Here is a 598-nt window from a genome sequence, read left to right as displayed (position 1 = left end):
CCCGTCGGCGGACTCGCCGAGCCGGCACTTCTGCAATGAGGCTTCCGATGCTTGCGTTTCTTCGCCGCGCTCTGCGTGCCGCCACCTGCTGCCTGCTCCCGTTGCTGGTCGGATGCAAGGCGCCCCCCGCGCCACCGGTTCAACCGGTGCCCGGCTCGCTGGTCCGCATGGCGCCACCGGTCGGCTTCCTGCCTGCCCCCAACTTCGCCGGGTTCGTCACTGCCGATGGCCAGGCCAGCATCCTGGTCGCCGAACTGCCGGCCGACAGCGCGCCGGTCGTTGCCACGCTGTTCAACGATCTGCCCAGTGCACGCCAGCACTTTGCCACCCAAGGGGTGGAGGTCGATCGCCTGCACGCCATCGTCGCCGACGGCATCGCGGTGCCCGTGGCGGTCGGTCGTCAGGCTGCGCATGGACGTGTGTTCGACAAATGGGTCGCGCTGTATCAGGGCCACCGCACGGTACTGGTGACCGTACAGGCGCCCACGGCGCATGCCCTGGCAGAGCCCGCTGCGTTGGCATCGCTGTCGTCGGTGACGCTGGGCAGCCCCGCCAGCCTGGAAGAAGCGCTGGCGGCCCTGCCCTTCCATGCCACGGC

At 69.9% G+C, this 598-nt stretch carries 1 protein-coding gene; it reads left to right on the top strand.

Annotated features, from left to right (window positions below; translation table 11 throughout):
• Positions 1 to 167 precede the first annotated feature (167 nt).
• A partial coding sequence (locus DBR34_RS21680; protein ID WP_219928223.1) for a hypothetical protein occupies positions 168 to 598 on the top strand: 431 nt, incomplete at its 3' end.

The sequence above is a fragment of the Stenotrophomonas sp. HMWF003 genome, from assembly GCF_003061285.1.
GTDB lineage: Bacteria > Pseudomonadota > Gammaproteobacteria > Xanthomonadales > Xanthomonadaceae > Stenotrophomonas > Stenotrophomonas maltophilia_AP.
This window is presented reverse-complemented; position numbering and strand designations above follow the sequence as displayed.